Raw genomic sequence first — 14998 nt, 5'->3', positions numbered from 1 at the left:
CCTTGTGACCAGAGCCCGTGCCACCCGAGCGGATCGAGCAGCACAGGCTCACCTCCACACGGCGGGACGTGGTCGGGTCATGAGGCGCGGCGGAAGGTAGTGGCGGGGCCGATGATGGCCGGGCCGTACTTGTCGCGGACGCGGTCGACGGCGGCTTCGGCGACCAGCCGGGCTTCGCGGGCGTCATCGAGGCTGATCTGCTGGGCAACCTTGCCGGCGTCGACAAGGTCCTCGCCCCTGAGCCCGATCGCGACCAGCCGGCCGCGCTGGAGACCGGCGGCGTCCATCAACTGGTAGACCACGGCGCGTGTGCGGATGGCTCGGCCAGGCGACGGGTCTTTTCCCAGCTGCTGCCACCGACGAACCCCACCGTCAGCGTCAGCGCGCGGGCCACCTGGGCCACACCGGCGCAGCAGCAGCGCGAGTCGAACCACGGTGTCGAGCAGGGCAGCACGGACTTCGGCGCCGTCCAGCGTGTGCCGGGGGAGGTGGAGCGGACGGTGGCTGAGGCAGACAGCGTGCGCGGGATGACCGGACGCGGGTCGATGCTCGGGCGCGGTCGGGGGCCAGCGGTCGGCCCGGCCGCCAAGGAGGCGCTACAAGTTCCGTCGAAAGGGCCACTCCACACGAGCGGGACGGGCGAGAGCTGCGCTGACAGCCTTGCATCTGACCGGGCACCGCCCACAGCACCCCGCCCTGACTACCCAGACAGGTTCTCCAGGCCAGAACCCCGAAGACTCGGCAACCAGCCTGCTGTTAATCACTTTCGGGTGACGGCCCGATCCCTTGTGGGGTGGCGCACCATGGCGCAGAGACGCCGCACCTCAACCCCCGCACGGCCTCTCCATGTGTCACCGCGTCAACATCACGCAAGGGCGATATAGATGGATGTTGCATCCGAAAGTCATGGAAAATTGGACAACAGGTAACAGGGGCCATGTTTTCCCCTCAACTTCTCCATGGCGTGGACAGAGTGTGCGGGCGGCCAGCCGGCCGTCACCGCACACGACACCCGATAACCCGGGCAGCCCTCAGCGGCTCCTGGGGGAAGGTGTCCGCACCATAAAGGGGACCCTCTTGTCCACCTCGGTTTCTGTCACCGCTCGCCGTCTCGCCGCCGCCACGCTCACCGCCGGCGCTCTGGTCTCGGTCATCTCGCTGCCGGCATCCGCCGCCGACCACGCCCGCCCCGAGCGGCCGAAGGTGAAGATCTCGGACGTCCAGTACAACTCCCCGGGCCGGGACGACCGCTCCAACCGCTCCCTGAACCGGGAATGGGTGGAAGTCACCAACACCGGCCGCCGCACCGTCAACCTCGACGGCTGAACCCTGAAGGACGAGGACGGCCGCACCTACACCTTCGACCACTACCGCCTGGAAGGCCGCGCCACAGTCCGCATCCACACCGGTGAAGGCCGCGACACCGACAGCGACCTCTACCAGGACCGCCGCCACTACGTCTGGGACAACCGCTCCGACACCGCCACCCTGCGCAACGACCGCGGACGCTTCATCGACGACGAGTCCTGGGGCCACCACCGCCACGGCGGCCACCGCCGCTGACCCACCACCGCGTGCGTGAACTGAGCACCCCACCCACGCCCCGATAGAACAACGACGTGCCCGGCCCTCCCCGGCCGGGCGCGTCACGTTGACCCCGCTGCTCTGCCACCGCGACATCCCGTGACCAGTGCCCGAACCGCGCTGGCTCCTCCACCGGAGTGAACCGGCGGGCAAAGCCGCCCCGCGGCCCTCGACAGCCCGTATCTCCAGTGCCGTGATCAAGAACCTGATGCGTGCCGGCGCCGTCGCCGCCCTGGTCCTGTCCTCGATGAGCGTCACGGCCTCCGCTTCCGGCGAGCCCAGCACACAGCGGGCCGCCATCGACTGCCCTTCCGGCTACGTGTGCATCTACCCCGAGATCAACTTCGGCGGCCAGCCATGGGTGCGGCGTGCCGTGGACGGCGGCGTGAAGGACCTGCCCTCCGCGATCCGTGACCGCGGCAGCTCGATCCGCAACAACTCCGACCGCACCGCCCGCGTCTATGAGAAGCGCGACTACAACGGCCGGCACGTGTGCGTCACCCGCAGCGGCGGCTCCATCCACGACCTGCGCGGCTACAACCTCAACGACCAGACCCGCTCCCTGAAAATCAACCGCAACGACTTCGGCTGACCACACCAACCCACCGAGCCGAAAAACCGGGTTCGCACACAGCCGTCAGCCCCGCCCGGCAGCACCACCCGGTCGGGGCTGATCAGCATGCGCGGTCGTGAAGGGCGGTCACCAACGCGGCGAAAGGTCTGCAGGGCGGGCGCGTGCGTCCTGTTTGGCGACGCGGACAGGATGTAATGAGACGGCCCGGCCCTCATCCGGACCGGATGAACTTCGGCAGCACTGCGATTCCGGTGGCGTACAGGTAAGGTCCCGGCCTCGCCTACCGGTAGCCCCAGATGCGGGCTACTCCTGCCAGTCGGCTGTCGCAGTAGCGCACTCCTGCCACTGCCTCACACCCAGACCGTTCGGTTCCGACCGGTCGCAGATCGCCACCGCCTCGCCCAACCCGCCCGCGTCCTCGCGGCCGGTGGTCTGCAGACGTAGCCGCCAGAGGTGCGGTTCACGCCTTCGTCGTCCACTCCTTGAAGCAGATCCCGATCGGCTTCCCCACGGTCGCCTTGCCCAGATACGTGCCGCCGGCCTTCATGTATCCGTCGTACTTGTAGACCTTGTACTTGGGGTAGGCCCTTACATGGCCCACCCTCCCCCTCGGAACCTCGAAGCGCGTCTCAATCTCCACCGTGTGGCTCTTCCGCACTTCGGTCCCGACGCTGCCGCTGACTTCGCCGGCGGTGAACCCCGTCTCCGTCGAGAAGGCGGTCTCCACCGACCTCGAGAAGTTCAGCTTCAGGGTTGTCTTCCCATGGCCGTCGGCTTCCGCGATCGACTTCTTTCCGCAGCTGCGCCCCAGGTACTTCCCGTGACGCAGCTCGATCCACCTGAGCGGCTTGCTGACGGACGACGCTTTGGTGGTCGTGGCCTCGGTCCCGGTGGTCCCGGCGGGTGCGGCCGTGGCCGTGCCTGCGCCGAGGATGCTCAAAGCCATCGTGCCTGCGACCGCGCCCGCGACCAGACTGCTATTGACCCTGTGCTGCATGAAAACCTCCCGCTTCCCCGTGAGTGTTGCCTTCATCAGAGTGGCGTGCCCACCCCGGGAAATCGTTGGCAGTTGGTCCACACTTCTTAACGGTGAGTCCACACGGCGGTACAGACGGTGCGCAGTTGCGGCTCAGTGACGAAGCGCCGTATCCGCCCCTCCTCCTCTGCCCGTCCCGCCCGGGCGAAGGTCAGCGGGTTCAGGCACCTCGGACGACCGTCCAGAGATCACCAACAGCATCCGGCGGACTGAGCCATTTCCAGGGATCCTCAACACCGGTGGGTCACAACGGGGAACGCACCCGCCAGGCCGTTCACCAGATGTGTATGCAACTGGTGCACCCTGCCGTGCCCATGCCCTTATTGAGGGGGTAGGCAAGCCGTCCAGGGACTGGTGAGACGACGAGGAGGGGGACATGCTGATCGAGACGGTGTTCCGGAGTGAGGATCTGCCGACGGCGGACCGGTTCGACTGCTGGCGCGAACTGGTCGGTCAAACGCATGCTCCGCTGGAACTGCGCAGTGACCATCGAGAGGATTTCCGGGCTGCTCAACGTGTGCTGGACCTCGGTGCCGTATCGGTGTGGCCGACAACGTTCCAACCGGTGTGCTTTCGGCGGACGCCGAAACTGATCCGACAGTCCGACCCCGAGGGGCTTCACCTCTCTCTACCGTTGAGCGGGGCGCTCCGCACAATCCGGGGCGAGGAGGAGGCCGTATACGGCCCGGACAGCCTGTGCGTCGTCGACACTTCCCGTCCCGTCGACGTTCACGGCGGTGATGGCTCAAGCCCGCACACCGGAGTGGGGCTGGAGGTTCCCAAAGCGCTGCTGACACTGCCCAGGAAGAGGGTCGATCAGGCTGCCAGGCTGCGGCTATCAACGCAGGAGGGATTCGGCGCCCTGCTGGCACAACTGCTCACCCAGCTGGCGAACGGCACCGATTCCTACCAGCCTGCCGACGGACCCCGGCTCGGGGCAGTGGTGGTCGACCTGTTGTCCGCGCTGATTGCCCACGCCTTCGAAGCGGACAACTCGCTCCCACCGGAAACCCACCGACAGACCCTCGTACTGCGCATCCGGGCCTTCATCCAGCAGCATCTGCACGACCCGCAATTGACCCCGCGCACCATCGCTGCCGCGCACCACATCTCCCGCAGCTACCTGTACCGCCTCTTTGAGCACGAAGAGGAGTCAGTCGCTGCCTGGATCCGCCGCCAGCGCTTGGAACACGCTCGCCGTGACCTCGCAGAGCCCGCCATGCGCAGCACCCCCATCCACGCCATCGCTGCCCGCTGGGGCTTCTCTCACGCCGCCGACTTCACCCGCGCCTTCCGCACGGCCTATGACATGTCACCCAGGGACTACCGCAGTCTGGCCCATCGGCCTGCTCGATCTGCGTCTTCTCTTCAGAGCTGAGGCTGCTGTCGAGGGCCGCTCTGGCGCATTCGAACACGCCGAGATGTCGCAGAGTGCGGCCAGCACCGGCAGCGACAGCCGCTCAGGAGTGCCGGTGACCAGCCGGTGGACCTGGGAGAGCGACAGGTTGATGCCCCGCTCGGCCAGCGGCGGGGCCAGCTCGCTGATCGTGAACATTCCGGCGGCGGCCATCCGCTCCCGCAGTCGCCACTGGTAGCTGACCTGGCGTTTCAGGTGCCGTCCAGTGCCCGCCGCGGAGTGCGGGTACGGAAGTCGGAGGAGACGCAGGTGTAGATCGAGGTTGTGCTGGCTGGTCGTGGCCTGGCCCGTGGCCCACCCAGCCGACAAGATCGAGTATGCGCGTCTGCTCCAAGGCCAAGGCGCCAGCTACGGGGAGATCAGCGTCAAGACCGGCATCCCCAAGACCTCCCTGCACCGCTACCTGAAGGGGTAGCGGTGCAGGGAGCCGGGGTGGCCGTCGCATACCTGCTATCGGTCCGTTTCCTAGCGTCGTTGGGGCCCGAAGCCACCGTGCTCGCTGTCGGCTCGATTCGGCTACGCGTCGCGCCTGTGCAGCAGCAGGCTGCCGACCAGCAGCGCGGCCGCGGCCCACGTGGCGAGCACGCCCAGGCCGGCCCATGGGCCGATGGGCAGCTCGTGCAGATGGACGGTGGCTTGGACCGCGAGTCCGGCGGTCATGGGCGAGATCTGCTGGAGGTGGCGCTGCCACTCCGGGTCGTTGACCACCTGGGTGACGACCGGGAAGAGATAGAGCAGCCCGAGCACGATCCCGATGGCGGTCGCCGCCTCCCGCACCGCCGTCGCCACGCCGAGACCGATCAGGGCGATCAGGACGAGGTAGAGGACCGAACCCACGGCCGCGCGCAGGGTCGAGCCGTCGGCCAAGGACAGTGGGGCATAGCCGTGGGCCTCGGTGAATCCGTTGCCGGGCAGGATGTAGCGGCCGGCAAGGAGCGAGGCGAGGACGGCAGCCGTCCCGGAGATCAGGATGACCGTGGCGAGGACCGTCGCCTTGGCGGTGAGGACGGTGAGCCGGTTCGGCACCGCCGTGAGCGTGGTGCGGATCATCCCGGTGCCGTACTCGCCGCTGACGGCCAGCACCGCGAAGACGGCGATGACCGCCTGCCCGACGGTGACGCCGGTCAGGGCGAGCTTGACGGCGTCCTGGCCGCACCCCGCATCTGGGCACTTCACGGCCTTGGCGGTGCCGCAGCCGACGGCCACGGTCAGCGCGACGGCGAGCAGGAGCAACCTGCCCATGTCCCCTGCGGTGCGCAGCTTCGTCCACTCCGCGCGCAGGGCGCGGCCGAAGCCCCCTCGCCACGCGCCGTCAGCCGTGCTCGTGAGTCGTGCACCGCTCAGGAGACTCATACGTCCCTCCCGCGCAGCCGCACCACGGCCAGACCGAAGGCGAGCGCGGCGTATCCGCACAGCACAGCGAGGCCGGCCCATGGCGCCAGCGGGTAGTAGCCGGTTGACGGCTCGTACACGCTGAGCACCTGCGTGTACTGCGGCAGGGTCTGCTGGATGGCGAAGCCCGCAGCCGGGGTCACCCGCAGCAGCCACTCCGAGACGCCCGGGGGCAGTATGCCGGAGGTGGCAAGCAGGAAGGGAAGCACGATCGACGCGCTGACCAGGGCGACCGCCGTGCCGCTGCGCCGCCGCAGGGCACCGACGCCGAGAGCGAGCACGGCGGCGGCTGCGCAGAGCAGGCCGGTGCCGACCATGACGCGCACTTCGGTCGCCGACGTGACGGGGAAGACATGGAAGCCCCTGCCGCGCGCGCTGCGTTCCCCGATGGGAATGGTGATCGCGGCGGCCACCAGGCCGATGGCGAACGCGACGCCCCCGGCCACCAGCGCCTTGGCACCAAGCACCCGGCCCCGCAGGGGAGTTGCCGCCATGGTCGTACGCAGCAGACCGCGCCGGTACTCGCCGGTGATGAACACCGTGCCCACGGCGATCACCACGATCAGCCCGGCGAAGGTGCCGACGAGGAAGTTCTCGACGGAGAAGCCGACGCCCATGACGGGCCCGCCGACGACCGGTGCGATGTCACCGGCCCCGGTCACGGTGAACCCGCCGCCGTCGGTCTGGGTGAAGCCACCCTTGGTGGTGTTCGTGTAGCTGCCGGAGGTGCCCGCGTCGCCGCTCATCTGTGTGCCGCTCCACGCGCTCTGGGACCAGTCGCCGGTGAGGGCGGGGCGGCCGAAGGTGCCGGTGGCCACGGCGGGGCTGAAGCCCGTGCCCGCCGCGGTGTCCTGCTTCGCCTCCGGTGACGTCGCGAAGAGCCCGGCCTGCACGGTGCGCGCGAGCCCCGGCAGCTTCGCATGGCCGACCTTGGTCCAGTGGGAGCCGTGGGTGGAGGTGGAACCGGTGAGACTGTCACCGGAGCGGACCAGGCGCAGCCAGCGCGGGGACTCCTGGGTGACCTTGCCGGAAGGGCCCGCCGTGTCGTGCGTGTAGTCGTACTGCATGCGTACGCCGTGGCCGCCGGTGGCCATGACCGCCGCGTACGGGGATCCCTGGGTGAGGCTTTCCTTCACGATGATCCCGGCCTTCGCCCAGGGCTGGGCGCCCTGGGCCGTCTGGCCGGTCCCGGTGTCGGCCACACCAGTCAGCGACCGCAGGGGAACGGTGAGGGTGCCGTCGCCGGTGAGCGTCTTGTGGATGAAGTAGAAGCTGTCGTTGACGGCCTCGCCGCCGGGTCCCTTCGGGTACGAGGCGGAGTCGGCGCCGCGACCGCCGGGGGCGGGGGCGGCCGTGCCGAGCAGGCCGACCACGATCGTCACCAGGAGCGCGCCCGCCATGGCGAGGACCCAGCCGCGTACCGTACGGAACTTCGTCCACTCGGCGTGCAGCGTCCTGAGGAACCCACTCTGCTCAGCGCGCCTCGTGGCCGAGGGGCGAGGGGTGACGGTGGCGGTCATCGCGTAGCCTCCCCCGCCGGGATGCCCCGGTACTCCACCGCGTCCCGGGTGAGCTCCATGTACGCCTCTTCGAGCGTCGCCCGGTGCGCGGACACCTGGGAGAACGGCACCCCGTTCCGGGCGAGCAGGGCCACGATCTCCTCGTCGGGCAGGCCCGTGACGCCGAGGGTGTCGGGGCCGGTGGCGAGAACGGTGGCGCCCGCGCCGTGCAGGACCTGGGCGGCGCGCGGAGGCGCGGAGGTACGCAGGGTGACCCGGCCGCCGGACGCCTCGGCGAGCAGCTCGGACACGCTGGTGTCCGCGACGACCCGGCCGCGGCCGATCACCACAAGATGGTCCGCGGTGTCTTCGAGTTCGCTCATCAGGTGACTGGAGACCAGGACGGCGCGGCCCTGCCGGGCCAGCGACGACAGGAAGCCGCGCATCCACACGATGCCGTCAGGGTCGAGGCCGTTGAACGGCTCGTCCAGCATGACCACCGGCGGGTCCCCCAGCAGCGCCGCCGCGATCCCCAGGCGCTGGCGCATGCCCAGCGAGAAGCCGCCGGCCTTGCGCCGGGCCGCCGTGCCCAGGCCGGCCTGTTCGATGACCTCGTCCACCCGCCGGGCCGACAAGCCCTGTGAGTGGGCCAGCCACAGCAGGTGGTTACGGGCGGTGCGGCTCGGCTGCAGCGCGGAGGCGTCGAGCAGTGCCCCCAGATGCCGAAGCGGGCGACGCAGGGTGCGGTACGGCACCCCGTCGACCAGGGCCTTTCCCTCCTCCGCCGCGTCAAGGCCCAGGATCACGCGCATGGTGGTGGACTTGCCCGCGCCGTTCGGGCCGACGAAGCCGGTCACCCGTCCGGGCCGCACGGTGAACGTCATACCGTCCAGAGCCAGCTGCGGCCCGAAGCGTTTACGCAGACCAATGACCTCGATCGTCGCCTTCGTACTCTCATCGCTCATGGGCCCCACTCTGTGACGGAGCGAGTTACAGGGGCCGAACGGCCACTGTCATCTCGCTGTTAGGCGCGTCGGCTTAGCCTGGCCCGGTACGTGTCCTGATGCGGTGGCGAGAGGGGAGCATGCGGATGAAATGGGTTCCGTCCCGACGGCTCGCGGGCCTGACTGCCCGGCTCGGCCTGCGCCGTGGCACTGCCCGCACCCGCTTCACCGCCTTGTACGTGACTCTGTTCCTGCTGTCGGGAACGGCGCTGCTCGCCATCGCGGCCGTGGTGGCATCCGGCGGATCCCGCTCCAGCCAGACCGCCCCCGACGGCGGCACCGATCAGCCCGCCACGGCGGCATACGCCCAGGGCCGCATCGACGAGCTGGAGCAGCAGCTGACCCAGGCGCACGACACCCAGTCCCGGCAGATCCTGATCGGCTCCGCCATCGCCCTCGGCGTCATGGCGGTTATCTCGGTCGGCCTCGGCTGGTTCGTCGCCGGCAGGGTGCTGCGCCCGCTGCGCGTGATGACAGCGGCCACCCGCCGGATCACCGCCGACAGCCTGCACGAACGCCTGGCCATCGGCGGCCCCGGCGACGAGGTGAAGGACCTCGCCGACACCATCGACGACCTCCTCGGCCGCCTGGAGGGCTCCTTCGACGCCCAGCGACTCTTCGTCGCCAACGCCTCCCACGAGCTGCGCACCCCGCTCACCACGATGCGGGCCTCCCTGGACGTGGCCCTCGCCAAGCCGGGCCCGGTACCAGAGACCACGGCCACGCTGGCCGCCCGGATGCGCGCCGAACTCGACCAGGTGGACCGGCTGCTGGAGAGTTTCCTCGTCCTGGCTCGCACCCAGCACGGCGAGTTCACCGACTCGGCGCGCCTCGCCCTCGGCCAACTCGCGCTGACCGCCCTGACCGGACGGGCAAAGGACATCACGGCCAAGGGACTGACCGTGGGTGAAAACCGGATCGACGACTCCGCGTGGGTGTGGGGCAGCCAGACGCTGCTGCGCCGCGTGGCCGACAACGTGGTCGACAACGCGATCGCGCACAACGACCCCGGGGGCTGGATCAGTGTCGCGGTACGGGCTGAAGGAGACGACGCAGGCGCAGTGTCCCTCGTCGTCGAGTCCAGCGGGCCGGTCCTCGACCAGCAGCGGGTGGCGGACCTCGTGCAGCCTTTCCGCCGCCTTGGCGCCGACCGGACCGGCACCGGCCAGGGCAGCGGCCTCGGCCTCTCCATCGTCGCGGCCATCACCCAGGCCCACCACGGCACCCTGGACCTGCGCGCCCGCCCCGACGGCGGCTTGCGCGTCACCATCACCCTCCCTCGTGCGGACGGCAGGGCGACGGCGGAAGCCCCCGATTCAGAGACGGGCGTGGCGCGTTGAGAGTCCTGGTGGTCGAGGACGCCCGCCCCCTCGCCGAAGTCATCGCCGAGGGACTGCGCGACCAGGGCATGGCCGTAGACGTGGCCCACGACGGGCTCGACGCCGCGGCCAAGCTGGACGTCAACGCGTACGACGTCGTCGTGCTCGACCGCGACTTGCCAGGCATCCACGGCGACACCCTCTGCCAGATGATCACCGAGCGGGACGGCCGCGTGATGGTCCTGATGCTGACCGCCGCCGACTCACCCGGCGACCGCGTCAGCGGCCTCACCCTGGGCGCCGACGACTACCTCGCCAAGCCCTTCCACTTTCCCGAACTCGTCCTGCGCATCCGCGCACTGGCCCGCCGCCGCCCCGCCGCCCGGTCCCGCACCCTGAGCACGGCGGGCATCGAACTCGACCCGATGCGCCGCACCGCCAGCCGCGACGGCCACCAACTCGACCTCTCCGTCAAGGAATTCGCGGTACTCGAAGCCCTCCTGAACGCGAGCCCCGCCTTCCTCAGCACGGAGAACCTCCTCGAACAGGTCTGGGACGAACACGCCGACCCGTTCACCAACACCGTCACGGTGACCATCAGCCGCCTGCGCCGCAAACTCGGCGACCCTCCGGTCATCGCCACCACACCTGGTGTGGGGTATCGGATCATCGACCCAGCCGTCCCACCCGACTGAGCAGCCGCCAGGGGCCGGCGGCCCCCGAGCGGAGGCCGTGCTCAGTGCACACGACTCCAGTCATCTGCGCAGCCGACTTCGGATACTGACACTAATCGTGCAGGGGACCCACGAGGGCCTAGCGGCGGCGCGGGCACGCGGGGAGCGCATCGGGCGGTCCTTGCGTCCGGAGCTGCCGGTCCAGGTGTGGCGCCTATCGGTGGCCCAAAGTGATCAAGCCCCTCATCCGCCAAGGCGGTGAGATCGGTCTCGGGGCACGGGGCACGAGGGAGCCCATCCTCTGCTCTCTGTGCGACAGCCTCGGCTCCGGAAATGGGGAGCTTACGTCCTCGGTGAGGAACCGGGAAAAGGCGCTCTACCGGCGGACCGCCGCGATCAGTCCGCCGGGCCGCTCCTCGCGCTGCGGCGGGGTGCTGATCGGGCGGCCGTAGGCGGCAGCGCGCCCGCGCAGGGTGTGGCTGTCGGCCTCCCAGCCGTGCCCGGCCAGCCAGCCCACCGGGTCGTCGGGCATCTCCGAGACCCACATGGACGCCGCCGATCCCGGCACGGCGTCCGCGCCGAAGCGCTCGATCACGCCGCGCGAGCCCAACGTCAGCCCCATCCAACTGCCTGCCGCCGACTGCGCGCTGATCCGGGCCAGCAGCAGTTCCACCGCGTCCTCGGGCAGATAGATCAGCAGTCCTTCGGCGATCCACACGGTCGGCACCGCCGGGTCGTGCCCTGCGGCGGCCAGCGCGCCTGGCCAGTCCTCCCGCAGATCCATCGCGACGGTGATCCGCTCGCAGCGTGCGACGGCCCGCTCCCGGCGCAGCACCGACGCCTTGAAGTCCAGTGGGGCGGCGGTGTCGACCTCGAAGAGCCGGGTGCCCTCGGGCCAGTCCATCCGGAAGGCCCGGCTGTCCATGCCGGCACCGAGCAGCACGACCTGCCGGACCCCGGACGCGGAGGCCTGCTGCAACAGGTCGTCGAGGAACTTCGTCCGGATGACGATGGAGAACGACACGGCCAGCCGGCGACGGCGCGCGGCCTCGTCATCGGGCAGCGGCGGCGAGGAGGGCCACAGGCCGCCGGCGGTGGCGAAGGCCTGTGCCAGCGGGTCGCGGAACAACGCGTTCTCCCGCTCGGTCTCCAGCGCCCGCACCCGGGCCACCCCCACCGCCGTGGCCCACACTCCCGACGGCTGCACCCGCTCCTGCTCAACAGTCACCGCGCCAGCCTAGATGATCGATTCCAAGGGGAGCTGATGAGTGGAGCCAGGTTCATGCGCGGCCAGCCGGTCATCCGCGCACACTCGCCGCACTGGTCATGACGGGCAAGAATTCTCCCCCGCAGGCCCACCAGAAGAAGAGCCCGACGAGAATCCCCACCACGGCCATGGCGGCGGCGAACCCTCCGGCGACGGCAAGGAACGTCGTCCGGTCGTGGTGATCGCCGAAGAACAGGGAGGCCACCCCGAGCAGGGGCACGCCGGCCAGCCCGTACAGGACCCCACGCGCCGCCACGTCCCAGATCCGGAGCAGGGGTCGGATGAGCGCGTCCTCGGTGCGCATACGCGGCACCGTAACCCAGCCCGCCACCGGGATCACACCGCCTCCGGCCGCCCCCGGCTTGACCTTCGAGTAGCGCGCGGCCCGACGTTGAAGGGCCCGTACTGGCCGGGTCGTTCCGGGCCTCGATCTGCGCCGGTACTTCGCGTCTCATCACTCGCCGCGGCCCAGGAGCATCGTGCGGAGGCAGGCGGCTCCCGGGCCGGGCCTCCACCATCGCAGGCAACGTGCCTCTACGTCCTTCGAACGGGTGAAGGTCCTTGTATGTGCGCAACCAGCGGACCCGGGTGCATGTCCTGCACAGGCGACACCACCCGCTCAACCATGGGGAGCCCGCTCTTGCGCAAGAACCTCGTCACGGCTGCCGCTGTTGCGGCCGGCGCGCTGACCGCCCTGTCCGTCGTTCCCGCACACGCCGCCGAGTACGGCTCGGCGTTGAAGATCCGCGGAGTTCAGTACGACGCGCCGGGCCGGGACTCCAACAGCTACTCCTCGGCAACACCGATGAGGAGTACCTGACGGTGAAGAACTACTCGTCCCGCTCGACGATCAACCTCAAGGGCTACGTCGTCAAGGACGCAACCGGTAACCGCTTCACCTTCACCGCCAACCACTACCTGCAGCCCGGCGACCATGTGAAGCTGCGCGGCGGCCACGGCACCGACTCCGACACCCACAACGTCGTCTACCGCGACAACTGCAACTTCCTGTGGAACAACGACAAGGACACCATCTACCTGTACAAGCCCTCGAGCAGCCGCGCCGACGTCCACGCCTACTCCAAGAGCAACGACGACCCCGACGGAAACGGATACATCAACTTCCACGGCTAAGAGGCCATTTCATTTGGTCAGTCTGCGGTGGCATATGAGGGTCGCGGCGATGGCGGTGAAGGCGAGGAAGTGTTCCGGCTTGCGCTCGTAGCGGCGGTGGAGGCGGCGGCAGCCGGACAGCCAGGACACGGTCCGCTCCACGATCCAGCGGTGCTGGCCCAGGCGGCGGGATGACTCGATGCCCTTGCGGGTAACGCGGTGCCGGATGCCGCGAGAAGCGAGCCATCGCCGCAGGTGGCGGTAGTCGTAGCCCTTGTCGCCGTGCAGCTTGCCGGGCCGTCGGCGTCGCGGGCCGCGACGTGAGCGGATGGGCGGGATGCCACGGACCAGCGGGATGAGGGCCTGGCTGTCGTGGAGGTTGGCGGCGGAGATACCGACCGACAGGGGCAGCCCCTGGCGGTCGACGATGAGGTGGATTTTCGATCCCTTCTTGCCGCGGTCGGTCGGATTCGGTCCCGTCAGCTGCCCCCTTTGAGGGCCCGGACGCTGACGGAGTCGATCGCGCATCGCGACCAGTCCAGCTCACCCCGGGCACCGAGCTCGTCCAAGACCAGGCGGTGCAGCTTGGCCCACACCCGGGCCTCGGTCCACTCGGTGAACCGCCGGAAGGCGGTGACACCCGAAAGACCGAATCCCGGCGGCAGTTGGTTCCAGGTGCAACCCGAGGTGGCCACGAAGATGATGGCGGCCAGCACCTCGCGGTCCCCTCGCCGACGGTGCCCTCCACCCTGCGGGCGAACCGGCGCCGGCGGCACCACCCGCTGGAACAACGTCCACAGGTCCTCCGGCGCCATCCGCTCGACAAGCGCAGCAGTCATCACCCCAGACTGCCGCAAGATCACGCCAACTGAAATGACTTCTTAACCGAAGCGAAGTTCAACGGCACGGTCTCCTTCAGCAAGGTGAAGTTCAACGGCGGCACGGTTGCCTTCGTCGACGCCGAGTTCAGCGGCGGAACGGTGTCCTTCACCGGCGCGAAGTTCAACGGCGGCACGGTCACCTTCAAAAAAGGCGAAGTTCACCGGCGGCACGGTTGTCTTCATCGACGTGAAGTTCAGCGGAGGCGCCATCGCCTGCGACGGGGCTGAGTTCAGCGGAGGCACGATCCTCTTCGTCCGCGCGGCGTTCAAGCGAGGCACGGTGGCCTTCACCGGCACGAAGTTCAGCGGCAGCGCTGTCGAATTCACTCTTGCGAGGTTCAACGGCGGCACGGTCGACTTCGACGGGGCTGAGTTCAGCGGAGACGAGGTGTCCTTCACCCTTGCGGAGTTCAGCGGCGGCGCGGTGTCCTTCACCGGCGCGAAGTTCAACGGCGGCACGGTGTCCTTCACCGTTGCGAAGTCCAGCGGCGGCAGGGTCGACTTCGACAACGTGACAGGCGCCCCGCAGGACTGGGGACCTTTCCAACCGTCGACCGGCTCGGAAGGGTGACGCCAAAGGCAGCAGAAGGCCGGGGAGCTTTCGATGTCCAGGCCTCCACCCGCGAAGCTTCAGCACATCTCACCCAAGGTCAAGCCCCATCGACGTGTCACATCCGGTTCGCACCAGCTACCGGCTGGTTCATTGTCCTTGGGTGTCCGAGCTGGCATTCCAGGACCCCAACTCGTGCAGCTCCCGCAGCCGGTTCACGATCCGACCGGTCTCGATCTCCTCGAGACGGATCGGCGGGCGGTTCGGGCGGGGCTTCGCGGCCGCCTTCGAGCTCTTCCTCACCACGCTCGAAGTCTTCGCCACCAGCCGCCTCCGAATCTGGGAACCGGCCATGACCACCCATACCGACGACACTCGCGTACTGCAGTTCACCGGGAGACTCCACGAGCCTTCACGGGATGCCTATCCTCCGGGAGCCGCGTTTCAGCAGTTCAGCGAATTCCGTCGGTTGGCCCGGTACGGGTCGCCTTCACCAGACGACGGAAGAATCGCCTGGCCGCGGTCTTGTCACGCCGGTTCTGGACCAGGATGTCGAGGACCTTGCCGTCCTGGTCGACGGCCCGCCACAGGTACTTCTGCTCACTCATTGACTCTGATGAAGACCTCGTCGAGGTACCACTTGTCACCAGGCCTGGGGCGTCGGCGGCGCAATGTTGAAGTGGTGGTG

16 protein-coding genes and 3 pseudogenes are annotated in these 14998 nt (G+C 69.1%); 8 read left to right on the top strand and 11 right to left on the bottom strand.

All coding sequences use genetic code 11. From position 1 onward, the window contains the following. Positions 1–77: 77 nt before the first annotated feature. On the bottom strand, positions 78–302 hold the full coding sequence (locus MQE23_RS43220) for a hypothetical protein (protein WP_243382363.1): 225 nt from the start codon (positions 300–302) through the stop codon (positions 78–80). 775 nt (positions 303–1077) lie between these two features. On the opposite strand from MQE23_RS43220, the pseudogene MQE23_RS43215 reads away from it, so the two are divergent. Together MQE23_RS43215 and MQE23_RS43210 are read left to right on the top strand one after the other, a co-directional pair. Further along, positions 1078–1563 (top strand): annotated as a pseudogene (locus MQE23_RS43215) (lamin tail domain-containing protein). A 214-nt stretch (positions 1564–1777) separates the two neighbouring features. After that, on the top strand, positions 1778–2176 hold the full coding sequence (locus MQE23_RS43210; RefSeq protein WP_243382361.1) for a peptidase inhibitor family I36 protein: 399 nt from the start codon (positions 1778–1780) through the stop codon (positions 2174–2176). Between the two features lie 442 nt (positions 2177–2618). Here MQE23_RS43210 and MQE23_RS43205 read toward each other — a convergent pair whose 3' ends face one another. Next, a complete protein-coding gene (locus tag MQE23_RS43205) occupies positions 2619–3191 on the bottom strand; it encodes a hypothetical protein (RefSeq protein ID WP_243382358.1) in 573 nt (190 codons plus the stop codon). Positions 3192–3570: 379 nt separating this feature from the next. On the opposite strand from MQE23_RS43205, the gene MQE23_RS43200 reads away from it, so the two are divergent. After that, positions 3571–4572 carry a helix-turn-helix domain-containing protein gene (locus MQE23_RS43200; protein ID WP_243382356.1) on the top strand — a complete coding sequence of 334 codons (1002 nt, stop codon included), beginning with the start codon at positions 3571–3573 and terminating at the stop codon, positions 4570–4572. Here MQE23_RS43200 and MQE23_RS43585 read toward each other — a convergent pair. Then, positions 4507–4920 (bottom strand): helix-turn-helix transcriptional regulator, encoded by a 414-nt coding sequence (locus MQE23_RS43585; RefSeq protein WP_279345179.1) that lies wholly within the window; start codon positions 4918–4920, stop codon positions 4507–4509. The genes MQE23_RS43200 and MQE23_RS43585 overlap by 66 nt on opposite strands. Between MQE23_RS43585 and MQE23_RS43580 the strand changes: the two genes are divergently transcribed. Further along, positions 4901–5026: a hypothetical protein gene (locus MQE23_RS43580; protein WP_279345210.1), complete on the top strand. Its 126-nt coding sequence runs from the start codon at positions 4901–4903 to the stop codon at positions 5024–5026. The two genes, MQE23_RS43585 and MQE23_RS43580, sit on opposite strands and share 20 nt — an antisense overlap. Before the next feature lie 101 nt (positions 5027–5127). On the opposite strand, the gene MQE23_RS43190 is transcribed toward MQE23_RS43580, so the two are convergent. The 3 genes from MQE23_RS43190 to MQE23_RS43180 are packed head-to-tail and all read right to left on the bottom strand — an operon-like array spanning position 5128 to position 8467. Further along, positions 5128–5964: an ABC transporter permease subunit gene (locus tag MQE23_RS43190; protein ID WP_243382354.1), complete on the bottom strand. Its 837-nt coding sequence runs from the start codon at positions 5962–5964 to the stop codon at positions 5128–5130. After that, positions 5961–7523 carry an ABC transporter permease subunit gene (locus MQE23_RS43185; RefSeq protein ID WP_243382352.1) on the bottom strand — a complete coding sequence of 521 codons (1563 nt, stop codon included), beginning with the start codon at positions 7521–7523 and terminating at the stop codon, positions 5961–5963. The genes MQE23_RS43190 and MQE23_RS43185 overlap by 4 nt, the downstream gene beginning before the upstream one ends. Continuing rightward, positions 7520–8467: an ATP-binding cassette domain-containing protein gene (locus MQE23_RS43180; protein WP_243382350.1), complete on the bottom strand. Its 948-nt coding sequence runs from the start codon at positions 8465–8467 to the stop codon at positions 7520–7522. The genes MQE23_RS43185 and MQE23_RS43180 overlap by 4 nt, the downstream gene beginning before the upstream one ends. 125 nt (positions 8468–8592) lie before the next feature. On the opposite strand from MQE23_RS43180, the gene MQE23_RS43175 reads away from it, so the two are divergent. Further along, positions 8593–9846: a HAMP domain-containing sensor histidine kinase gene (locus tag MQE23_RS43175; RefSeq protein WP_243382348.1), complete on the top strand. Its 1254-nt coding sequence runs from the start codon at positions 8593–8595 to the stop codon at positions 9844–9846. Further along, on the top strand, positions 9843–10520 hold the full coding sequence (locus tag MQE23_RS43170) for a response regulator transcription factor (protein ID WP_243382346.1): 678 nt from the start codon (positions 9843–9845) through the stop codon (positions 10518–10520). Before MQE23_RS43175 ends, MQE23_RS43170 begins: the two co-directional genes overlap by 4 nt. Positions 10521–10875: 355 nt before the next feature. On the opposite strand, the gene MQE23_RS43165 is transcribed toward MQE23_RS43170, so the two are convergent. Next, positions 10876–11691 (bottom strand): class I SAM-dependent methyltransferase, encoded by an 816-nt coding sequence (locus MQE23_RS43165; RefSeq protein WP_243382962.1) that lies wholly within the window; start codon positions 11689–11691, stop codon positions 10876–10878. Between the two features lie 106 nt (positions 11692–11797). After that, the gene (locus MQE23_RS43160; RefSeq protein ID WP_243382344.1) at positions 11798–12070 is read right to left on the bottom strand and encodes a DUF6336 family protein; all 273 of its coding nucleotides are present in this window, start codon (positions 12068–12070) and stop codon (positions 11798–11800) included. A gap of 321 nt (positions 12071–12391) precedes the next feature. Between MQE23_RS43160 and MQE23_RS43155 the strand changes: the two are divergent. Continuing rightward, positions 12392–12900 (top strand): annotated as a pseudogene (locus MQE23_RS43155) (lamin tail domain-containing protein). Positions 12901–12909: 9 nt separating this feature from the next. Here the strand turns inward: MQE23_RS43155 and MQE23_RS43150 are convergent. Further along, positions 12910–13718 (bottom strand): IS5 family transposase gene (locus MQE23_RS43150; protein ID WP_243382342.1). Its coding sequence is split into 2 segments (ribosomal slippage): positions 12910–13368 and positions 13371–13718, totalling 807 coding nucleotides; the frame shifts between segments, so codons are not numbered across the junction. 42 nt (positions 13719–13760) lie between these two features. Further along, a complete protein-coding gene (locus tag MQE23_RS43575) occupies positions 13761–13943 on the bottom strand; it encodes a hypothetical protein (protein WP_279345178.1) in 183 nt (60 codons plus the stop codon). Between the two features lie 4 nt (positions 13944–13947). Here MQE23_RS43575 and MQE23_RS43140 point away from each other — a divergent pair, with 4 nt between their 5' ends. Next, positions 13948–14331, top strand: coding sequence for a pentapeptide repeat-containing protein (locus tag MQE23_RS43140; protein ID WP_243382337.1), 384 nt, complete (start codon positions 13948–13950; stop codon positions 14329–14331). A gap of 455 nt (positions 14332–14786) precedes the next feature. Here MQE23_RS43140 and MQE23_RS43135 read toward each other — a convergent pair. After that, positions 14787–14982, bottom strand: a pseudogene (locus MQE23_RS43135) (DDE-type integrase/transposase/recombinase); the annotation flags it as partial. Positions 14983–14998: the final 16 nt, after the last annotated feature.

Origin of the sequence: Streptomyces sp. HP-A2021 (assembly GCF_022807935.1) — a bacterium.
Taxonomy (GTDB): domain Bacteria; phylum Actinomycetota; class Actinomycetes; order Streptomycetales; family Streptomycetaceae; genus Streptomyces; species Streptomyces afghaniensis.
The sequence above is the reverse complement of the archived record's forward strand: the minus strand, read 5'-3'. Positions and strand labels throughout refer to the sequence as shown.

Excerpts from the sequence above, each read along its gene's own strand:
- MQE23_RS43205 (WP_243382358.1), bottom strand. The coding sequence starts at position 3,191 with ATGAAGGCAACACTCACGGGGAAGCGGGAGGTTTTCATGCAGCACAGG.
- MQE23_RS43200 (WP_243382356.1), top strand. The coding sequence starts at position 3,571 with ATGCTGATCGAGACGGTGTTCCGGAGTGAGGATCTGCCGACGGCGGAC.
- MQE23_RS43190 (WP_243382354.1), bottom strand. The coding sequence starts at position 5,964 with ATGAGTCTCCTGAGCGGTGCACGACTCACGAGCACGGCTGACGGCGCG.
- MQE23_RS43185 (WP_243382352.1), bottom strand. The coding sequence starts at position 7,523 with ATGACCGCCACCGTCACCCCTCGCCCCTCGGCCACGAGGCGCGCTGAG.
- MQE23_RS43180 (WP_243382350.1), bottom strand. The coding sequence starts at position 8,467 with ATGAGCGATGAGAGTACGAAGGCGACGATCGAGGTCATTGGTCTGCGT.
- MQE23_RS43175 (WP_243382348.1), top strand. The coding sequence starts at position 8,593 with ATGAAATGGGTTCCGTCCCGACGGCTCGCGGGCCTGACTGCCCGGCTC.
- MQE23_RS43160 (WP_243382344.1), bottom strand. The coding sequence starts at position 12,070 with ATGCGCACCGAGGACGCGCTCATCCGACCCCTGCTCCGGATCTGGGAC.
- MQE23_RS43575 (WP_279345178.1), bottom strand. The coding sequence starts at position 13,943 with ATGAAGACAACCGTGCCGCCGGTGAACTTCGCCTTTTTTGAAGGTGAC.